This is a genomic window from Ramlibacter monticola, from assembly GCF_016722785.1.
GTDB lineage: Bacteria > Pseudomonadota > Gammaproteobacteria > Burkholderiales > Burkholderiaceae_C > Ramlibacter > Ramlibacter monticola.
Window position 1 is genome coordinate 887146 of record NZ_JAEQNE010000001.1, and the last position, 20394, is coordinate 907539.

General features: G+C 70.8%; 14 protein-coding genes. 1 reads left to right on the forward strand and 13 read right to left on the reverse strand.

The features are described 5' to 3' along the window. Nucleotides 1–15: 15 nt before the first annotated feature. The 13 genes from JJ685_RS04130 to JJ685_RS04190 form a co-directional block, all read right to left on the reverse strand. Nucleotides 16–969 carry an alpha-E domain-containing protein gene (locus JJ685_RS04130; protein ID WP_201672927.1) on the reverse strand — a complete coding sequence of 318 codons (954 nt, stop codon included), beginning with the start codon at nucleotides 967–969 and terminating at the stop codon, nucleotides 16–18. Between the two features lie 17 nt (nucleotides 970–986). Further along, the gene (locus tag JJ685_RS04135; protein ID WP_201672928.1) at nucleotides 987–2483 is read right to left on the reverse strand and encodes a circularly permuted type 2 ATP-grasp protein; all 1497 of its coding nucleotides are present in this window, start codon (nucleotides 2481–2483) and stop codon (nucleotides 987–989) included. A gap of 98 nt (nucleotides 2484–2581) precedes the next feature. Next, a complete protein-coding gene (locus tag JJ685_RS04140) occupies nucleotides 2582–4996 on the reverse strand; it encodes a DNA internalization-related competence protein ComEC/Rec2 (protein ID WP_201672929.1) in 2415 nt (804 codons plus the stop codon). 114 nt (nucleotides 4997–5110) lie between these two features. Next, on the reverse strand, nucleotides 5111–6160 hold the full coding sequence (locus JJ685_RS04145) for a protein-glutamate methylesterase/protein-glutamine glutaminase (RefSeq protein ID WP_201672930.1): 1050 nt from the start codon (nucleotides 6158–6160) through the stop codon (nucleotides 5111–5113). Next, on the reverse strand, nucleotides 6157–6771 hold the full coding sequence (gene cheD / locus JJ685_RS04150; RefSeq protein ID WP_201672931.1) for a chemoreceptor glutamine deamidase CheD: 615 nt from the start codon (nucleotides 6769–6771) through the stop codon (nucleotides 6157–6159). The genes JJ685_RS04145 and cheD overlap by 4 nt, the downstream gene beginning before the upstream one ends. Further along, on the reverse strand, nucleotides 6768–7655 hold the full coding sequence (locus JJ685_RS04155; protein ID WP_201672932.1) for a CheR family methyltransferase: 888 nt from the start codon (nucleotides 7653–7655) through the stop codon (nucleotides 6768–6770). The genes cheD and JJ685_RS04155 overlap by 4 nt, the downstream gene beginning before the upstream one ends. 299 nt (nucleotides 7656–7954) lie before the next feature. Further along, the gene (locus tag JJ685_RS04160) at nucleotides 7955–8464 is read right to left on the reverse strand and encodes a chemotaxis protein CheW (RefSeq protein WP_201672933.1); all 510 of its coding nucleotides are present in this window, start codon (nucleotides 8462–8464) and stop codon (nucleotides 7955–7957) included. Between the two features lie 194 nt (nucleotides 8465–8658). Further along, on the reverse strand, nucleotides 8659–10374 hold the full coding sequence (locus JJ685_RS30205) for a methyl-accepting chemotaxis protein (RefSeq protein WP_330901700.1): 1716 nt from the start codon (nucleotides 10372–10374) through the stop codon (nucleotides 8659–8661). A gap of 298 nt (nucleotides 10375–10672) precedes the next feature. Beyond that, entirely contained in the window at nucleotides 10673–12949 is a 2277-nt protein-coding gene (locus tag JJ685_RS04170) for a chemotaxis protein CheA (RefSeq protein ID WP_201672934.1), read from the reverse strand. Between the two features lie 21 nt (nucleotides 12950–12970). Next, nucleotides 12971–13333 (reverse strand): response regulator, encoded by a 363-nt coding sequence (locus JJ685_RS04175; RefSeq protein WP_201672935.1) that lies wholly within the window; start codon nucleotides 13331–13333, stop codon nucleotides 12971–12973. Then, nucleotides 13330–14211 carry a response regulator gene (locus JJ685_RS30210; protein WP_201672936.1) on the reverse strand — a complete coding sequence of 294 codons (882 nt, stop codon included), beginning with the start codon at nucleotides 14209–14211 and terminating at the stop codon, nucleotides 13330–13332. Before JJ685_RS30210 ends, JJ685_RS04175 begins: the two co-directional genes overlap by 4 nt. After that, nucleotides 14208–15056, reverse strand: coding sequence for a serine/threonine-protein kinase (locus tag JJ685_RS04185; RefSeq protein WP_201672937.1), 849 nt, complete (start codon nucleotides 15054–15056; stop codon nucleotides 14208–14210). The genes JJ685_RS30210 and JJ685_RS04185 overlap by 4 nt, the downstream gene beginning before the upstream one ends. Next, complete coding sequence (locus tag JJ685_RS04190) at nucleotides 15056–16666, reverse strand: protein kinase domain-containing protein (protein WP_201672938.1); 1611 nt, start codon at nucleotides 16664–16666, stop codon at nucleotides 15056–15058. Before JJ685_RS04190 ends, JJ685_RS04185 begins: the two co-directional genes overlap by 1 nt. 221 nt (nucleotides 16667–16887) lie before the next feature. Between JJ685_RS04190 and JJ685_RS04195 the strand changes: the two genes are divergently transcribed. Continuing rightward, nucleotides 16888–20394, forward strand: a complete 3507-nt coding sequence (locus JJ685_RS04195; protein WP_201672939.1) for a transglutaminase family protein — start codon at nucleotides 16888–16890, stop codon at nucleotides 20392–20394.

Genomic DNA, 20394 nt, shown 5'->3' on the forward strand with positions numbered 1-20394 from the left:
CGGCGCGGGCGCCGGTCAGGCGGGGATCAGGAAGTCCCGGCTGATGCGCACGCCCAGTTCGTTCACGCGGTCCAGGAACTGGGTGAGGAAGGCGTGCAGTCCGGTGGCGAGGATCTCGTCGATGTCGCCGTACTGCAGGTCCGCGCGCAGCTTGCCGGCCCGGCGCTGCGTCTCGGACGACTGGTCGTTGGCCACCATCGCGAGGTTGTGCACCACCTCGTTCATGCTGGCGTGCAGCGACCGCGGCATGTCGGCGCGCAGGATCAGCAGGTCCGCCACCAGTTCGGGCTTGATCACGTCGCGGTACACCTTGCGGTAGATCTCGAAGCCGGACACGCTGCGCAGGATGGAACTCCAGTGGTAGAAGTCGTACTCCTGGTCCTTCTCGCTGGCGGCGCCGAAGAAGTCGCTCTGGACGGCGTGGAACTTCACGTCCACCAGCCGCGCCGTGTTGTCGGCGCGTTCGAGGAAGGTGCCCAGGCGCATGAACTGCAGCGCCTCGTCCATCAGCATGGTGCCCACCGTGACGCCGCGCGAGAGGTGCGAGCGGAACTTCACCCACTCGAAGAACTGGGCGGGGTCGCGCTCGAACTCGCCGGAGCGCAGCATGCGGTTGACCTCCAGCCAGGTCTGGTTCTGCGTCTCCCAGGCCTCGGTGGTGAGCGAGCCGCGCACCGCGCGTGCGTTCTCGCGCGCGGCCCGCAGGCAGGACACGATGGACGAGGGATTGCTCTCGTCCTTCACCATGAACTGCATCACGCTCTGCGGCTCGACCTCGCCGTGCTTGGCCTGGTAGGCCGGCATCAGCTCGCTGATGGACAGCATGCCCTGCCAGCCGACCTTGGACACCGCGGCGGACTGCGGCAGCAGCGAGGTCTGGTAGTTCACGTCCAGCATCCGCGCGGTGTTCTCCGCCCGCTCGGTGTAGCGCGCCATCCAGAACAGGTGGTCCGCGGTGCGCGAGAGCATGTCGTTGTTTTCTCCGTTCAAATTTCGAGGATCCAGGTGTCCTTGGTGCCGCCGCCCTGCGAGGAGTTGACCACCAGGGAACCCTCCTTCAGGGCCACGCGGGTGAGCCCGCCCGGCACCATCTGCACCTCCCTGCCCGAGAGCACGAAGGGCCGCAGGTCGATGTGGCGCGGCGCGATGCCCCGCTCCACGAAGGTGGGGCAGCTCGAAAGCGACAGCGTCGGCTGGGCGATGTAGCCATCGGGCCGGGCCAGCAGCGCGCCGCGGAAGTCCTCGATCTCCTGCGCCGAGGCCGCGGGGCCCACCAGCATGCCGTAGCCGCCGGCCCCGTGCACTTCCTTGACCACCAGTTCTTTGAGGTTGGCCAGCACGTACTTGAGGTCCTCGGGGTTGCGGCAGGACCACGTTGGCACGTTCGAGAGGATCGGCTTCTCGCCGAGGTAGAACTCGATCATCTTCGGCACGAAGGGATAGATCGACTTGTCGTCGGCCACGCCGGTTCCGATCGCGTTGCACAGGGTCACGTTGCCGGCCTGGTAGACCTTCAGCAGCCCCGCGCAGCCGAGCGTGGAGGTGGGGCGGAAGGCCTGCGGATCGAGGAAGTCGTCGTCCACCCGGCGGTAGATCACGTCCACCCGGCGCGGGCCGCGCGTGGTGCGCATGTAGACGAAGTTGTCCTTGACGAACAGGTCCTGGCCCTCGACCAGCTCCACGCCCATCTGCTGGGCGAGGAAGGCATGCTCGAAGTAGGCGCTGTTGTACATGCCCGGCGTGAGCACCACGACCGTCGGGTCGTCGGTGGTCGAGGGGGCCGAGGCCCGCAGCGTCTCCAGCAGCAGGTCCGGGTAGTGCATCACCGGCGCGACCTTGTAGGCGCTGAACAGGTCGGGGAACAGCCGCATCATCATCTTGCGGTCTTCCAGCATGTAGCTCACGCCGCTGGGCACGCGCAGGTTGTCTTCCAGCACGTAGTAGCGGCCCTCGCCGTTGCCGTCGGGGGCCCGCACGATGTCGATGCCGGCGATGTGCGAGTAGATGTTGTTCGGCACGTTCACGCCCATCATCTCGCGGCGGAACTGCGCGTTGCCGGTGATCTGCGCCTCCGGCACGACGCCGGCCTTGACGATCTCCTGCTCGTGGTAGACGTCGTGGATGAAGCGGTTGAGCGCGTCGACGCGCTGGACCAGGCCTTTTTCCATCCGGCGCCACTCGTCCGCCGGGATGATGCGCGGGATCAGGTCGAAGGGGATCAGCCGCTCGGTGCCCGCGCCGTCCTCGTCCTTGGCGCCGTAGACCGCGAAGGTGATGCCGACGCGGCGGAAGATCATCTCGGCCTCCTCGCGCCGCGAGCGCATCATCTCGTGCGACTGGCGCGAGAGCCACTCGGCGTAGGTGCGGTAATGGTCGCGCACGCCCTGCACCTGCAGCTGCGACATGCCGCCCATGGACTGCGCCTGGAACTGGACCGCACCGTCCTGGGGCAGTTGGGCGAACATCTCGTCGAATTTCTGCATAGATGCGGTTCTCCGGCTACAGGATAGCAACTTCCCGGCCACGGCTGGGTCGCCCGGCCGCACCGCGGTCGGCCACGGTCGGGTCACCCTGCCGCACCTCAGTCGGCCATCGTGGGAGCGGCCTCGTGGCGCCAGTAGCGCGGGTCTTCCTGCCGCTCGCAGCGCAGCACCCGCGCGGTGCGTGAAGCCCACGCCACCGCACCGCAGCGGGGCGAGAGCGCGAGCACGATGCCGCGCTGCTCGTACCTTTGCCGCACCACGGGCGCCGGATGCCCGAAGCGGTTGCGGTAACCGGCCTGCACCACGGCGGCCCACGGCCGCACCGCATCGAGGAAAGCCTCGGACGAGGAAGTGCGGCTGCCGTGGTGCGGCACCAGCAGGAGATCGGCCGCCAGGTCCGTACCCCGCGCGAGCAGCGCCGCCTCCTGCGGCTGTTCGATGTCGCCCGCCAGCAGCGCGCGGGCGCGCCCGTTGCCCACCCGCAGCACGCAGCTCATCGCGTTGGGCTTGAGGCGCTGCGCGTAGTCCTCCTCCGCCGGATGGAGCAGTTCGAAGTGCACGCCGTCCCAGTCCCACTGCTGGCCGGCGCGACAGGGCTCCACGGGACGCAGCGCCTGCAGCGGGTGGCCCGGCTCCAGCGAGGCCAGAAGCCGGGCGCCCGGCTGCATGCGCAGCACCGCCGCCGCCCCGCCGGTGTGGTCGCTGTCGCGGTGGCTGAGCACCAGCAGGTCCACCCTCTCGCCCCAGGCGCGCAGCAGCGGGACGAGCACGCGCTGCCCGGCATCCGTCTCGCGGCTGTAGCCCGGGCCGGCGTCGTACACCAGGGTGTGCGTCGCGGTGCGCACGAGCACCGCGTTGCCCTGGCCGACATCGGCGGCGAGCAGCTCGAACTCGCCCGGCGGCGGCCGCGGCACCTGCCACAGGAGCAGCGGCAGCATCAGCGGCAGGCCGAGCAGGCGCAGGGTCGGCGCGATGCGCGCCGCCAGCAGCAGGCCGCCGAGCACGGCGGCCGCGCCGGCCCACAAGGGCGGCACGGGGGCCGACCAGGTCGCGAACGGCAGTTCCGCCAGCAGGCGCAGGAACGCGCCCAGCAGCTCCAGCGCCCCGGCGGCGGCGGTCCAGAGCGGCGCCAGCAGCACGCCGCCGAGTCCGAGCGGCGTCACGACCAGCGTCACCCACGGGATGGCGAGGAAGTTGGCGAGCAGGCCCACCAGCGACACCTGCCCGAACAGCAGCACCGACAGCGGCGTGAGGGCGACGGTCACGACCCACTGCTCGCGCGCGAGGGCGCGCAGCGAGCCAAGCACCCGCGCGACGAGGCTGCCCGCCGGCGGGGATGGAGCGGACCGCGCCGGGCCGCTCGCGAACAGCACGCCCACCGCCACGAAACTGAGCCAGAAGCCCGCCTGCGTCAGCGCCCAGGGATCGATGGTCACCACGGTGGCGCAGGCGAGCAGCCAGACGTGCGGCCAGGGCCAGTCGCGCGCGCCGAGGCGCAGCAGGCCCACGGCGGCCAGCATGAACACCGTGCGTTGCGCCGGCACGCCCCAGCCGCTGAACAGGGCGTAGGCGGCTGCCAGCAGGATGCCGCCGAGGAGGCCGGCATGCTGCGCCGGCCAGGCGAGGCAAAGCCGCGCGCTGCGCCGCCAGGCGCGGCCCACCAGCGCGCCGGCCGCCCAGGCGAACATGGTGACGTGCAGGCCCGAGATGCTCATGAGGTGGGCGACGCCGGTGGCGCGGAACACGTCCCAGTCGGCCCGTTCGATCGCGCCCTGGTCGCCCACCACCAGCGCGGCGAGCACGCCGGCCAGGCGCGGATCGCCCACCTGCGCGAAGATCGCCTCGCGTACCGCGTGGCGGGCCTGTTCGAGCGGGTGCGCCCAGGTGGCGCCCAGGCGCCGCGGCGGCGGATCGCGCGGGGCGGCGCGCACGTAGCCGGTGGCCTGGATGCCCTGCTCCCACAGCCACAGCTCGTGGTCGAAGCCGTGCGGGTTGACGTGCCCGTGCGGCGCCTTCAGGCGCACCGTCCATTGCCAGCGCTCGCCGGGGCGCAGGTCCGCGGGCAACCGCTGCAGCGCCGGCGTGCCCTCGCCGCCGGTATCGAGGCCGCCGTACCAGCCCAGCAGGATGCGCGGCGGCACGGCGACGGGGCGGCCATCGCGCTGCGCCGATTCCGGTGCGAAGCGGAAGCGCAGGCCGGCCTCGTTGCGCTGCGGCAGGGCGGCGACGATGCCGGTGAGCTGCAGGTCCGCGCCTTCCAGCGCGGGGTCGATGCGGGTGGCGAGGAAGGCCGCGGCGCGCCAGCCGGTCACGCCGGCGGAGAGCGCCGTGGCCAGCAGGAAGAGCGCCGCGCTGCGCCGGCGCAGGCGCAGTGCGGGCAGCAGCAGGAGCAAGGCGAGCCCGCCCAGGGCCGCATACGCGAGCGGCGGCCAGAGGCGGGGCTGCTGCAGTTGCAGGGCGGCGCCGAGGACCACGCCCAGAAGGAGCGGCGGGAGAGTGGACGGCGGGATCACCGTGGTTCAACGCGCGCGGCGACCAGTGCGTCACGGGAACGCTCCCCTACCTGGAGGAGCCGGGCGTGCCCCCACCCCGACCCTCCCCCGGAGGGGCAAGGAGGGAGCCAGGGATCAGGAGAGGGCCAGGGCCTCGAGGCGGCCGGCGATGTCCGGCAGCGGCGTGATCTCGTGCACGCCGCCGGCGACGATCGCCTGGCGCGGCATGCCGAAGACCACGCAGGTGGCCTCGTCCTGGGCGATGTTGTGGGCGCCCGCGCGGCTCATCTCCAGCATGGCGTCGGCGCCGTCGCCGCCCATGCCGGTGAGCATCACCCCGATCGCCTTCGGGCCCGCGGCCCTGGCGATCGAGCGGAACAGCGTGTCCACCGAGGGGCGGTGCCGGTTCACCGGCGGATCGTCCGTCACGCGCAGGTAGTAGCCGGACGCGCGGCGCATCAGCACCAGGTGGCGTCCGCCCGGCGCGATGTACGCGACGCCCTCGTGCACCGCCTCGCCGTCGTCCGCCTGCTTGACGTGGATCTTGCACAGCGTGTCCAGCCGCCTGGCGAAGGTCTCGGTGAAGCCCGGCGGCATGTGCTGCGCGATCACGATCGGCGGCATGCGCGAGGGCAGGTTCGTCAGCAGTTCGCGCAGCGCCTCGACCCCGCCGGTGGACGCGCCGATGCCGATCACCCGCCGCAGCCCCGCCGCCGGCGCGGACGGCATCAGCGGGGCGGGGCGCGACTTCAGCGCCGGCTGCGGCTGCGAGACCATGGCGCGGCGCCGCCGCACCTGGGCGCCGGCCGCGGCGCGGATCTTGTCGGCAATCTCCTGCGCGTTCTGTTCCAGCTGGTCGTAGCTGGCGGGCTTCGCCACGAAGTCCACGGCGCCGAGTTCCAGCGCCTTCATCGTGGTCTCGGCGCCCTCGCGGGTGAGCGAGGAGATCATGATGACCGGCAGCGGCCGCACCATCATCAGGTTGCGCAGGAAGTCGAGGCCGTTCATGCGCGGCATCTCGACGTCCAGCGTGATCACGTCGGGCGGAGTGCGGCGGATGCGGTCGATCGCCAGCAGGGGGTCGGGCGACGCGCCCAGCAGCTCCATGTCGGGCTGCGAAGCCACGACGCGGCCGAGGAAGGCCCGCATCACGGCGGAATCGTCGACTACGAGGACGCGGATCATCGCGGGGGTTTGAAGATTTCGATCTCGCCGCCGGACTTCGCGTCCAGCCGCTGGAGGTATTCCTGTTCGCGCCGCTGCACGGTCTCGCTCGGGGTCAGGCTCAGGCGCTTGACCTGCACCTTGCCGCTCTCGACGAAGAAGTGCACCTTGCGCGGGCAGACGTCCTGCAGGTCCCTGGCCAGCACGCGGATGCCTTCGACCCGGAGGAATTCGACCACGAACTCGGAATTCTTGGCGCCCACGTCCAGCCGCTCGAAGCCGGCCAGCAGGCGGGCGCCGCCGAACACCTTGGCCACCAGCCGGCGGCGGTCCGCCCCCAGGTGGATCATCTGGTTGATCAGCACTTCCATCGCGTAGACGCCGAAGCGCGCCGAGGCGGCCCAGGGCGAGTCGGGATGCGCGTTGTCGCCCGGCAGCATGAAGTGGTTCATGCCGCCGATGCGCTCCACCGGGTCCCACAGGCAGGTGGACACGCAGGAGCCCAGCACCGTCGTCACCGCGCCGCTGCGCGCGGCGTGGTACTGCCCGGGCAGGATCTTGACCGTGTCGACCTGGAATTCGCGGTCGAAGTAGCGCAGGGGCTCGGGGTTGTCTTGGAGGACTGCGCTCACGCTCCCACCCGTTCGTAGGCCGTGCGCCCGCAGGAGCGGAAGCCCGCATGCGTCGACGGGAAGCTCTCCGAATGGCCCACCATCAGCAGGCCGCCCGGCACCAGCAGGTCGGCGAAGCGCGCGAGCAGCTTCTTCTGCACCTCGCGGTCGAAATAGATCACCACGTTGCGGCAGAAGATCACGTCGTAGCGCTCGTGGGCCGGCCACACCGGCGACTGCAGGTTCAGCTGGTTGAACTGCACCAGGGAACGCAGTTCCGGCCGGACGCTCACCAGCCCCTCGTTGGCGCCGGAGCCGCGCAGGAAGTGCCTGCGCAGGCGCTCGGGCGAGAGGGTGGACGTGCGGTCCATGCGGTAGATGCCGGACTGCGCCGCGTGCAGCACGTCGGTGTCGATGTCGGTGCCCAGCACGCTGCCGGGGCACTGCGCCTCGCGCAGCACCATGGCGATCGACCAGGCTTCCTCGCCGGTGGAGCAGGCGCTGCTCCAGCAGCGCAGCGGGGCGCCGCGCTGCTGCACCTGCGCGCGGGCGCGCTCCAGCAGCATGTCGAAGTGGTGCGGCTCGCGGAAGAAGGCGGTCAGGTTGGTCGTCAGCGCATTGACGAAGGCCTCGCGTTCGTCGGAACCCTCGCGCTGCACCAGGGCGAGATAGTCGCCGAAATTGGCCAGGCCGCGCGCGCGCAGGCGCCGCTGCAGCCGGTTGTAGACCATGTTGCGCTTCTGCGGGCTCAGCTTGATGCCGGCGTACTGGGCGATCAGCTCGCGCACGGTCGAGAAGTCGCGCTCGCTGAGCATCGAGGCAGCGTCCGTGAGCGGCAGCGAGAAATCGAAAGGGAGCGTGTTGCGGGCGGTCCCGTCGGCCGTTCGCAGGGGGTGCAGTTTCAAGCTCGGAACTCCGTCCAATGCCCGGCGGCCGGCACGCCGCCGTCGAGGCCCGGCAGCGCGAACTTGCGGGCCAGGCCCAGGTTGCGCAGCCTCGTCATGGCGAGGCCGCCGCCAGGAGCACAGGATCCGGCCCCGGCGCGCGGGCGCGCGGCGTGGAGGAGCCCGCGGAGCGCGTTGCGGTCGATGCCGCTGTTGGCCTCAAACTGCGACAAGGGGATGTACCTCCAAGGGGCCCGCGCGCAGCCCGGGCCCGCGCGCACCGCGCGGCACCCCGGCCCGCCTGCCTGGATCCGGGCGCCTCAGTGGACGGCGCCGTCGACCAGCGCCATGTCGGCGCCCGTCATCAGCTTCTCGATGTCGAGCAGGATGATCATCTGGTCGTCGATGGTGCCCAGCCCGGTGATGTACTTCGTGTCGAAGGTCGCCGAGGCGAACTCCGGCGTCGGCCGGATGGACTCGCTGTCGAGCGTCAGCACGTCGGACACCGAATCCACCACCACGCCGACGACGCGTCCCGCCACGTTGAGGATGATGGCGACGGTGAACTCGTCGTAGCGCGCCTCGCTCAGGTGGAACTTGATGCGCAGGTCCAGGATGGGGACGATCACGCCGCGCAGGTTGATGACGCCCTTGATGAACGAAGGGGCGTTGGCGATCGCGGTGGGCGTCTCGTAGCCCCGGATCTCCTGCACCTTCAGGATCTCGATGCCGTAGCTCTCCGCACCCAGGCGGAACGTCAGGAACTCGCTCGCCGGGCCCTCCGTGGACTTGCCCGTCGTGGAACTGGCGCTTGCCATCGGTCCTTGCATGTTTCTTCTCCTCTCGCGCTTGGCGCGCCTCGCACTGTCGAGCCGAGAATGCCATCCCGGCCGGGATGTTGCAATACGTAAACGGGCCGGATCCGGAGCTTCGCAACGACTCGTGCGCAAAAGCAAAGAATCCGGTCCGTCCGTCGCCCCCGTGCCGCCTTCCGGCCGGGGCCGGCGTGGCGCGGGCGGCACACTCAGAACTCCTTCCACTCCCCGCCCGCGGACCGCGCGCCGCTGGACACCGCCAGCACGGCGGGCTGGTTCGCGGCCGCCGCGCGCGCGGCGATGCGCGTCACCGCCAGCGGCACGGCCGGCAGGCTCTCGGCCTGCGGGGCTTCCGCTGCGGGCTCGGGGGCCGGCACGGCCGCCTGCTCGTGCAGCTTGAAGCGGGCCACCAGGCGCCTCAGGCCGTCGGCCTGCATCTTCATCGACCCCGTCGCGGCGGTCGCTTCCTCCACCAGCGCCGCGTTCTGCTGCACCACGTGCTCCATCTGCGTGACGCCCGCGTTGACCTGCTGGATGCCGGAGCTCTGCTCCTGGCTGGCCAGGGCGATGTCCGCCACCAGGTCGCTGACCTTCTTCACCGCCACGACGATCTCCTCCATCGTCTGGCCGGCGGCGTCGACCAGCTTCGCGCCGGTGTCCACCTTGCCGACCGACTCGTGGATGAGGGCCTTGATCTCCTTGGCGGCCGAGGCGCTGCGCTGCGCCAGGCTGCGCACTTCGGCGGCCACCACGGCGAAGCCGCGGCCCTGTTCGCCGGCGCGCGCGGCTTCCACCGCCGCATTGAGGGCGAGGATGTTGGTCTGGAACGCGATGCCGTCGATCACGCCGATGATGTCGGCGATCCTGCGCGAGGAGGCCGTGATGCCCTCCATCGTGCTGACCACCTCGCCGACGACCTCGCCGCCCCGGACGGCCACCTGCGAAGCGCTCACCGCGAGCTGGCTCGCCTGGTGCGCATGGTCGGCGTTCTGGGCGACGGTGGAAGTCAGTTCCTCCATCGAGCTGGCGGTTTCCTCCAGCGTGCCGGCCTGCTTCTCGGTGCGCTGCGACAGTTCCTGGTTGCCCTGGGCGATCTGCGCGCTGCTGTGCGCCACCGCGTCCGCGCCGGTGGCGACCTCGCCGAGCAGCTGGCGCAGCTGCATCATCATTTCCCCGAGCGCCTCCAGCAGGTGGCCGGCCTCGTCGCGGCGGGTGGTCCGCAGGTCCACGGTGAGGTCGCCCTGCGCCACGCGGCGCGCGGCGGCCACGGCCTCGTCGATCGGCCGGGTGATGGAGCGGGTGACCACGATGGCGAACAGGAGGGCCAGCAGCGCGGAGGCGCCGGTGGCCGCCGCCATCAGCGACAGGCTGGCCCGCGCGCTGGCGGCGGATCGTGCCGACAGCTCCTTCGCCTCGGCCGCCAGCACCTGCACGACCCGCTCGATGTTCTCGAGGTGGGCGATCTGCACGCGCCGGATCCGGTTCAGCATCATGTCGCGCGCCTCCTGCATCTTGCCGTCCTCGGCGAGCTTCAGGAACTCGGTCTCCATGGCGAGGTAGGTCGTCGTGGTGTCGGCAATGCCCTGCAGGGCTTCCTTCGCCTTGGGCGATTGCGCCAGTTGGGCCAGTTCGGCCCGCAGCCGGTCGCGCTCCTGGCGGCCCATGCGGATGTGCGTGACCTCCTCCAGCATGTCCTCCTCGGGCACGATGAACAGGCCCCGCATGTCCTTGGCGGCCGCCTCCACGCGCGCGTGCCATTCGCCGGCGAGCACGAGGGCCGGGGTCTGCGTATTGGCGAGTTCGTCGATCCGCTGGCTCTGCGAGGCGAGGCTGGTGATCCCCAGCACGCAGGTCGCGACCGCCAGCAGGATCACCACCCCGAAGCCCAGCGCGAGCCGGGCCGAGAGCCGCAGGTTCTGGAACATCATCTCTCTCCTGTCATGCGGCGCGCTTCCCAACGACGCCTGCTGAGTCACAGGATGAGGGTGCCTCTCATTGCGCCAGTAGATGTACGTCAACCGAGGGAGATTGCTTAACCCCCGGCGACCGGCGGCGGTGCGGTTATCCCGGAAGGCAGGCAAAACCAAACAGCCGAACGCAGAGAGCGCAGAAGCTACGCAGAGGACGCAGAAAAAAAAAGCTTTTAAGGTTTTCTTCTGCGCCCTCTGCGGAACCTCTGCGCTCTCTGCGTTCGGCTGTTTGGTTGACCTGCCCTTTCAGGCCTCAGAACTGCATCGCGCCTTCGCGCCCCGACAGCCGCACCAGGTGGGCGACGTCCAGGATCAGGGCGACCGAGCCATCGCCCATCACGGTGGCGCCGGAGAGTCCCGGCACACGGCGGAAGTTGGCTTCCAGGCTCTTGACCACCACCTGCTGCTGGCCGACCAGTTCGTCCACCAGCAGGGCGGCCTTGGAGCCGTCGGTCTCCACGATCACCGCGATGGCGGAGGCCTGCTCGCGCGGCTTCTGCGGCGGGAACAGCTTCGCCAGGTGCAGCACCGGCAGGTATTCCTCGCGCACGCGCAGGGTGTCCCCGTGGCCCGGCAGCGTGTGCAGTTCGCCGGCGCCCACGCTCAGCGACTCCACCACGCAGGCGAGCGGCAGCACGTAGGTCTCGGCGCCGATGGAGATGGTCATGGCCTCCATGATGGCCAGCGTGAGCGGCACGCTGACCGTCACGCGCATGCCCTGCCCCGGCACCGAGGACAAGTCCACCGTGCCGCCCAGCGCCTGGATGTTGCGCCGGACCACGTCCATGCCGACGCCGCGCCCGGAGACGTCCGTCACCTTGTCCGCGGTCGACAGGCCGGCTTCGAAGATCAGCTGCCAGACCTCGGCGTCGGGCGCATCGGGCGAGATGGGGTTGCCGCGCTCGATCGCGCGCTTCAGGATGCGCTCGCGGTCGAGGCCGCGGCCGTCGTCGCTCACCTCGATCAGGATGTTGCCGCCCCGCTGGCTGGCGCGCAGCCACACGGAACCCACCGGCGCCTTGCCGGCGGCGATGCGCTCCTCCGGCGTTTCCAGCCCGTGGTCGATCGCGTTGCGCACCAGGTGCATCAGCGGATCGGAGATTTTCTCGATCAGGCCGCGATCGAGCTCGGTGCTCTCGCCCGAGACCTTCAGCTCGACGCGCTTGCCCATCCGGTTGGACAGCTCGTGCACCACGCGCGGGAAGCGCGAGAACACGTTGGAGATCGGCAGCATGCGGATGGCGAGCACAGCCTCCTGCAAGTTGCGCGTGTGGCGCGACAGGTCGGCCAGGCCGCTGTTGCCGCCGTAGCGGCTGTCCCCCGCGTGGTCGGCGACGGCGCCGTTGCGCTGGAGCATGGCCTCGGTGATCACCAGCTCGCCCACCAGGTTCACCAGCAGGTCGATCTTCTCGGTCGCCACGCGGATGAAGGTGGTGTCGTGCGCGACCGGCGTGGCCGGCTCCTGCGCGTCCGCGGGCGCGGCGAAGGCGACCGGCGCGGGCGTGGCCGCGGCGATCGGCGCGGCTGCCGGAACCGGCGTCGCGACGGCGGCGCGCTGGCTGTGGAACTGCTCCGGGGTGACGAACAGTTCGACGGGACCGGCGACTTCCTTCGCGGCCCGGTCCTTCTTCAGTTCCTCGGGCGTCACGAACAGGTCGACGGAGCCGCCGTGCCGGGTCGCGTTGGCCTGCGCCGCGGCCGCGCGTTTCTTGAACTCCTCCGGGTCGACGAAGAACTCGTCTTCCGCCTCGTTCGCTGCCGCCGCGGCCGGCGCCACCGCCTGCAGCACCGGCGCGGGTGCGGGCACCGCGGCCGGCGCGGCCGCGGGTTGCGGCTGCGCTTCCGCCGTGGCGGCCTGCAGCGTCTGCAGCACGATCTGCTCCGGCGGCACCACCAGCGCCAGCACGCTCTGCAGGTCCGCCGCGGCGCCCTGCAGCGCCACCTCGAAGGCGACGCTGCCGCCTTCCACGTTGTCCACCTCGGTGTTGGTGACGGTGCCCATCTCGGCCAGGCCCGTCAGCATCATGTCCAGTTCGAGTTCGTCGATCGGGGTCGCCAGCGGGCCGAGCCTCACGCGGAAGTGGCGCGTGACGGGACCCGCCTGGCCGCCGCGCGCGTCGGCCGCGGGCTGCGCCACGCGATCGCGCAGCACCGCCTCGACGTCGGCCGCGTCCGGAGCCTCGGGCCGCGAGCCGCGGCGGTGCTGCACCTGCAGCCGCAGCACGTCGCCGGCCCGCAGCATCGCTTCGATGTCCTCGGTGGCCAGGGGACGCTCGTTCTTGCGCAGCAGGTCCAGCAGGTTCTCCTGCAGGTGCGTGAGCGCCGCGATCTCGCTGCAGCCCAGCATGGCGGCGCTGCCCTTGATGGAGTGCACCGCGCGGAAGATCGCGTTCAGGTCGTCGGGCTGCGGGGCGTCGACGTCCATGCGCAGGAGGATCGCCTCCACGTTCTCGAGGTGCTCGTGGGCCTCCTCGAAGAAGATGGTGCGGAAGGCGAGCGGGTCGCCGAAGCTGTTCGAGGGCTGGAACATGAGGCCTCCCTGCCGGTCCCGTCAGATGAACTTGCCGACGATGTCCAGCATGCGCTGCGGGTCGAAGGGCTTGGCCATCCAGCCCGTGGCGCCGGCCTCGCGGCCCTTCTGCTTCAGCTCGGGGCTCGCTTCGGTGGACAGCACGATCAGCGCCACCGGGTCGTAGTTGGGCAGCTGGCGCAGCTCGCGCACCAGGGTCACGCCGTCCATGCGCGGCATGTTGTGGTCGGTCACCACGAGGTCGAAGACGCGCTGGCGCGCCAGTTCCAGGGCCTCGACGCCGTCGCCGGCCTGGGCGACCTGATACCCGGCGCCTTCCAGCACCGCCGCCACCATCGCGCGCATCGAACGGGTGTCGTCCACCACCAGGATAGATTTGCTCATTTTTTCGTTGCTCCGGAACGCTCGCGCTTGCGACTGCTGGGAAGGAATTTGGCGATCACCTCGAGGAGGCGGTCCTCGTCGAGGGGCTTGGTCAGGTACTCGTCGCAGCCCGCGAGCGAGCCGCGCAGCTTGTCGAACGGCGAGCTGCGGCTGGTGAGCATCACCACCGCGGTCTTCTTGATGGCGTGCTTGTTGGCCTTGATCGCCTTGCAGACGTGGTAGCCGTCGATGCCGGGCAGCACCACGTCGAGGAACACGCAGGCGTATTCGCGCTGGCCCGTGAGGCCGACGGCCTCCTCGCCCGTCTCGGCGAAGTCCACCTCGAACTGGAAGGGCGCGAGCTTGGCCTTCATGAACATGCGCACCGAGGCGTTGTCGTCGACCACCAGCACGGTGTCGCCGGCGGCGCGCTTCTGCGCGGCGGCGCCCTCGAAGCCCCCGCTGTGCGGCGCACCGGTGCGGCCGGCGCTGCTGGCCGAGAACGTGTGGCCCAGGGGCAGCGTGCCGTCCTCGTCGTCGCGCTTGTGCCCCGCGGCGGAGGTGCCGGAGGCCATCACGGTCTCCTCCAGCGCCTGCAGCAGCCGGGCCCACTGCAGCGGCCGCGGCAGCATCGGGAAGCCGAGGCTGTCGGCGGCGGCGCCGATCAACACCGCCGGCAGGTTGGCGCGGCGGCTCAGCATCTTGAATTCGTTCAGCGCCTCGGGGTTCTCGGCATCCACGAGGTAGATGTCGGCCGATCCGCTGACGGTGGCGGCAGGGTCGTACTGCAAGAAGCCGGGATCGCGCCGCGCGCCGAGGGCGAAGATGCTCGCGAGCATCGATCGCTCCACCGCGTTGAAGCCGATCACGTCGACCAGGTATTGTTCATTCACATTCACGGTAACCACCTCTGGCCCAGAAGGCCGAGTACGGCGTCCGCATCGGGAAGCCGGTCATTCACCTCTTTGGCAAGCATTCGGTCGAGCAGCGGCTGCAGTCCCGCGAGGTCGGCGGGCAGGCGCGGCGGCGGGGCCATGAGGTGCTGCGACAGCACCTCCATCAGCGTCTCGCCGGCGAAGGGGGGGCAGCCACGGAGCATCTCGTGCAGCAGCACGCCGAGGCTGTAGACGTCGGCGGCGGGCGCGGCGCAGGCGCCCTCGAGCTGTTCCGGGGCGACGTAGCGCGGCGTGCCGACCAGGGCGCCGGGCTGCGCGCGCGGGTCCGGCGCGCCCACGGACGTCACCAGGCCGAAGTCGGCCAGCACCAGTTCGCCGGTGGCGCGCAGCAGCAGGTTGTCCGGCTTGACGTCGCGGTGCACCAGGCCGCGGCGATGCAGTTGGGCCACCGCCTCGGCGGCCTGCCGCAGCAGGTGCAGGGCCTCGGGGGCGGTGTTGCCCTGCCCGATCAGGCGGCGAAGGTTGCCCCCCGGCAGGTGTTCCATCGCGAGCCAGCCCTGGCCGCCGGCTTCGCCGCAGCCGAACACCTTCACGACGTGCGGGCCGTCCAGGCGGACCGCCATGGCGTACTCGCGCATCAGCGCGCCGTCGCCGGCGGGCTGCAGCTTCAGCACCACTTCGCGCTCCCCGGCCTCGTCCCACGCCAGCCAGGCGGCGGCGTGGCGGCCGCGGCCCACCTGGCGCAGCAGCTGGAAGCCGGGGATGTGGGGCGCGAAGGCGCCGGGCGGCTGCGTCGCGCGCGCGGCGCGCCGGGCGTGGGTGCCGGGTGCAGAGGAGCTCGGGACCATCACAGACCCATCCGGGCCAGGTCGTCGAGCAGGGCTTGCGCCGACGGATAGCGCAGCTCGTGGTCCTTGGCCATCAGGCCTTCCATCACGGCCTGCAGGTGCGCGTGGTCGGGCGGCAGCAGCGGCACCGGCTCCTGCACGTGCATGCGCAGCAGCTCCTGCGCGGAACTGGCGTGGTACGGCTTGCGGCCCGTGAGCAGCTCGTGGGCCATCACGCCCAGGCTGTAGATGTCGCTGCGCGCGTCCACCGGGTGGCCGAGCGCCTGCTCCGGGCTCAGGTAGTAAGGCGTGCCGACGATGTCGCCGTCCCCGGTTTCGGTGATCTTCATCGACACCTGCTTGGCCACCCCGAAATCCGCCAGCGCGAGGCTGCCGTCCTGGCGCAGCATCAGGTTGTCGGGCTTCATGTCCCGGTGCACGATCCCCACCTGGTGGATCGCACCCAGGCCGGCCGCGGCCTGCTTGAGGTACGAGAGCGCCGTGCTCGGAGCGATGGGACCCTGGCGCATGCGCGAACGCAGGTCGCCGCGCGGGAAGTACTCCATCGCGATGTAGGCATGCGCCACCGAGAAGTCCTGGCGGTGGATGCGCGCCACGTTCGGGTGGTGGATCTGCGCCAGCAGCGCGTATTCCTGGATGAAGCGCTGCAGGGCGTCGCCCTCCAGGCCCTGGTCCAGCCGCATGACCTTCAGCACCTGCGGCGGCCCGCCTTCGGCCGGCTGGGCGAGGTAGATGGAGGCCATGCCGCCCTCGCCGATCTTGCGCAGCACGTGGTAGCCCTCGATCAGCAGGTGCGTGCCCGAGACCGGTGCGTTGGGCACGGCCGCGGGGGCGGCGGTGCGCCGGCGCGCATGCTGGTTGACCTGCAGCGAATCCCGCAGCTTGTGGAACACCTCCGGCGGCGTGTGCGAGCCGCGGCGCGGCACCAGGCCGGCGACTTCCACGATGTCCAGGAAACTGTTGTCCGGCAGGCCCACGGAGCCGATGCGGCCGTTCTCGGCGCGCCCTTGCGCCGCCACGCTGGTTCCGGCGGAGGTCGCGATGCTCCAGTTCAGGTCCATCGCCGTGACTTCGAGCAGGCGGGCGACTTCGACCGCCTCGCCGGCCGCGTGCACCTTGCCGTTGGTGCGCCGCGACAGGTCGGCCACCCCCAGGTGCACGCCCGCGCCCAGCGTGAGGCTGGGCAGGTGCGCCAATTCCGTGCGCGCCGCGATGGCCTGCGCCAGTTGCACCACCTCGTGCACCAGCAGGATGGCCGCATGCAGGCCGCGTTGCGCGTGATTCGGCTTCCGGTCCTCCGGCTTGTTGCCGAAGACGGCCAGGATGGAATCCGGGCGGCGCGTGCCGACCTCCCCATGGAGCTTGACGATCGGATCCGTCAGGATCCGCCGCACTTCGGTGACGAAGGCCGCGGCCTCGTCGGGCCCGAGCGCGTTGCAGATGGCAGAAAAATGATGCAGGCGCGCATAGACGATCGTCGCCACCGCGGACACGCCGTCGGCGGCGCTGCCGTCGAGGCCGGAGGCGAGCTGGGAAGTCCCGGCGAAGTCGACCCGGCCCGGCGCGTCTGGCGCGTCCGGTGCGAGTCGGGCTGCGAGGACTGGTGGCATCTGATTGGACCCCTTGCCCATCAGTGTACGTTTTGTGACAACCGGGTCGCGTCTACTTTGTCATGCCACAGCCACCGCTCATCTGACCGGGCTCAAGCGCGCAGGGCGAATGTCACACGGGCGCGACGCGTGCCGCTGCGTCGCCCGCCGGCCGGGGCACGCGGAGGCGCGAAGGGCGCCCGAAAACTCCGCAGGCCCGGCTGTTGCTACGATGCAGCGCCATGTCCATCCACGCTGCACTGAACCACGTCACTCATTACAAATACGACCGACCGGTGTTGCTGGGCCCCCAGGTGGTGCGCCTGCGACCCGCGCCGCACTGCCGCAGCAAGGTGATCTCGTACTCCCTGCGGGTCGAGCCGGAAAAGCACTTCATCAACTGGCAGCAGGACCCCTTCTCCAATTTCCAGGCGCGCCTGGTCTTCCCGGAGAAGACCACGGGCTTCAAGGTGACCGTCGACCTCGTGGTGGAGATGGCGGTCTACAACCCCTTCGACTTCTTCCTGGAACCGGGCGCCGAGAACTTCCCCTTCAAGTACGAGCCGCAGGTCGCCGAGGAACTGGCGCCCTATCTCGCCTGCGAGCCGCTCACGCCGCGCGTCCAGGCCTACCTGGACAAGATCGACCGGACCCCGCGGCGCACCATCGATTTCCTGGTCACGCTCAACCAGCAGCTGCAGAACGACGTCCGGTACCTGATCCGCATGGAACCGGGCGTGCAGACGCCGGAGCAGACGCTGGAACTCGCCAGCGGCTCCTGCCGCGACTCGGGCTGGCTGCTGGTGCAGCTGCTGCGCCGGATGGGGCTGGCGGCGCGCTTCGTCTCGGGCTACCTGATCCAGCTGAAGCCGGACGTGAAGTCGCTGGAAGGCCCGAGTGGCACCGAAGTGGACTTCACCGACCTCCACGCATGGTGCGAGGTGTACCTTCCCGGTGCAGGGTGGATCGGCCTCGACCCGACCTCCGGCCTGCTCGCCGGCGAAGGCCACGTCCCGCTCGCCTGCACGCCGCAGCCTTCCGGCGCCGCGCCGATCGAAGGCATGGTGGAAGACTGCGAGGTGGAGTTCAGCCACCACATGCAGGTCACGCGCATCCACGAATCGCCGCGCGTCACCATGCCCTACACCGAGGAACAGTGGCAGCAGGTGCTGGCGCTGGGCGACACCGTGGACCGCGCGCTGGAGGCCGGCGACGTGCGCCTGACCATGGGCGGCGAGCCGACCTTCGTCGCGGTGGGCGACCGCGACGCGGCCGAATGGAACACCGACGCCCTCGGCCCCACCAAGAGGGGCTACGCGACCGAACTGGTGAACCGGCTGCGCGCCGAATACGGCCAGGGCGGCTTCCTGCACTTCGGCCAGGGCAAATGGTATCCGGGCGAGCAGCTGCCCCGCTGGGCCCTGTCGATCTGCTGGCGCGCCGACGGCCAGCCCTGCTGGCGCAATCCGGCGCTGTTCGCCGACGAACGCCAGCCGGCCCGCCACGGCCCGGAGGATGCGCGCCGCTTCGTCCAGCGCCTGGCCGGCAAGCTGGGGATCACCGACCGGTTCGTGCAGGCCGGCTACGAGGACGTCTTCTATTACCTGTGGCGCGAGCGACGGCTGCCGGTCAACGTCGATCCCTTCGACGCCCGGCTCGACGACGAACTCGAACGCGTGCGCCTGCGCCGCGTGTTCGGGCAGAAACTCGATTCGGTGGTCGGCTACGTGCTGCCGCTGGAAGCCGAGGACCCGGAGGCCCCGAAGCTGCGGGGCGCCCGCTGGAGCAGCGGCCCCTGGTTCCTGCGCGACGACCGCCTGTACCTGATCCCCGGCGACTCGCCCATGGGGTACCGGCTGCCGCTGGAAAGCCTGCCGTGGGTGCGCGAGGCCGACTACCCCTACCTGATCGAGCGCGACCCGATGGCGCCGGCGGCCCCCCTGCCCGCCTTCGACGGCCTGCGCGGCCAGTACGTGCAGGGTCCGGCCAGCGCGCGCGGCGAGGCACCGCGCCTGTTCCAGGACTTCCCGGGCCCGGGAGGGCACGGGCGTGCCGTTCCCGGCGCAGGCACCCGTCCCACCCCGACAGGTCCCGGCGCCGCACCGGACGGCAGGCCCGCCGAGCCCGCCCGCGCGCCGGACCGCTTCGAGTCCGCCCACTGGCTCACCCGCACGGCGCTGTGCGTGGAGGTGCGCGACCCCCAGCGCGCCAATGGCCCGAGGGCCGAGCGCGAGCACGGCGGCCAGAGCGGCGTGCTGTACGTGTTCATGCCGCCGCTGGCGCGCCTGGAGGACTACCTGGAACTGCTCGCCGCCGTGGAGGCGACGGCGGAGGAGCTCGAGCTGCAGATCGTGCTGGAAGGCTACCCGCCGCCGCGCGACCCGCGCCTGAAGATCCTGCAGGTCACCCCCGACCCCGGCGTGATCGAGGTGAACATCCACCCGGCGCACGACTGGGGCGAGCTGGTGCAGCACACCGAGTTCCTGTACCAGGCCGCCTTCGAGAGCCGGCTCTCGGCCGAGAAGTTCATGACCGACGGCCGCCACACCGGCACCGGCGGCGGCAACCACTTCGTGCTGGGGGGCGCGACGCCTGCCGACTCGCCCTTCCTGCGCCAGCCCGAACTGCTCGCCAGCCTGCTGCTGTACTGGCACAACCACCCCAGCCTCAGTTACCTGTTCAGCGGCCTGTTCATCGGCCCGACCAGCCAGGCGCCGCGCGTGGACGAAGCGCGCAACGACCAGCTCTACGAGCTGGAGATCGCGCTGAAGGAGATCGAGCGCAACCGGAAGCTCCAGGGCGACGCCATGCCGCCCTGGCTGGTGGACCGCACGCTGCGCAACATCCTGATCGACGTCACCGGCAACACGCACCGCAGCGAGTTCTGCATCGACAAGATGTACTCGCCGGACAGCGCCACGGGCCGCCTGGGCCTGCTGGAACTGCGCGCCTTCGAGATGCCGCCGCACGCCCGCATGAGCGTGGTGCAGCAGCTGCTGCTGCGCGCCCTGGTGGCGCGCTTCTGGAAGGACAGCTACCGCGCGCCGGTCACCCGCTGGGGCACCGAGCTGCACGATCGCTGGCTGCTGCCCTCCTTCATCTGGCTGGACCTGCAGGACGTGCTCGCCGAGCTGCGGCAGGCCGGCTTCGACTTCGATCCGCACTGGTTCGCGCCGCACTTCGAATTCCGCTTCCCGGTCGCCGGCACCCTGCAGGCGCTCGGCATGGAGGTGACGCTGCGCAACGCGCTGGAGCCCTGGCACGTGATGGGCGAGGAGGGCGCCACCGGCGGAACGGTGCGCTACGTCGATTCTTCGCTGGAGCGCATCGAGGTCAAGGTCACCGGGCTGAACGAGAGCCGCTACGTCGTCACCGTCAACGGCCGGCCGGTGCCCCTGCAGTCCACCGGCACGGCGGGCGAATTCGTCGCCGGCGTGCGCTACCGTGCCTGGCAGCCGCCCTCGGCCATGCATCCCACCATCGGCGTGCACGCGCCGCTCACCTTCGACCTGGTCGACACCTGGATGCACCGCTCCGTCGCGGGCTGCCAGTACCACGTCGCCCACCCGGGCGGGCGCAACTACGTCACCTTCCCCGTCAACGCCTACGAGGCGGAGAGCCGGCGGCTGGCGCGTTTCTTCCGCATGGGGCACTCGCCGGGTCGCATGGAGGTGCCGCCCGCGACGGTGGAACTCACGGGCAGCCGCGAATTCCCGTTCACGCTGGACCTGCGCCGGCCCCCGGCCTGA